At 63.9% G+C, this 374-nt stretch carries 1 protein-coding gene; it reads right to left on the bottom strand.

Annotated features, from left to right (window positions below; all coding sequences use genetic code 11):
• Positions 1–125: 125 nt before the first annotated feature.
• Positions 126–374, bottom strand: a 249-nt coding sequence (locus tag BRSPCE3_RS35750) for an NIL domain-containing protein (RefSeq protein ID WP_283843194.1), incomplete at its 5' end; no start/stop codon positions are given.

Consider the following 374-nt stretch of genomic DNA (forward strand, 5'->3'; position numbering starts at 1 on the left):
CGCCACCCGTGGTCGTCAGATACAGCAGCACGCCCAGCGGCACGCCAAACAGCGCGCCAATGCCGCCTGACACGCCCACCATGGCCAGCGTTTCCCAGAAGGCCGGCAGGAACAGATCGGTCAGGTCAGACCACATGATTGATCTCCTCGACCACCACGCCTTGCTCGCGCAGGAAGTTCATCGCGTTGTTGATGTCAGCGGTTTCGCCCGACGCCAGGATCGCCAGCGAGCCGAAGGCCTGGCCCTGAATCTCGTCGATGTGGCCATGGAGAATGTTGAAGTCGAGCCCATAGTCGCGGATCGCCTGCGCCAGCACCGGCTGGTCCACGCCTGCACCGGTAAATGCCAGGCGGAACAGGTGGTCACGGCCACC

Origin of the sequence: Bradyrhizobium sp. Ce-3 (assembly GCF_022835695.1) — a bacterium.
In the GTDB taxonomy this organism is placed as follows: domain Bacteria; phylum Pseudomonadota; class Alphaproteobacteria; order Rhizobiales; family Xanthobacteraceae; genus Bradyrhizobium.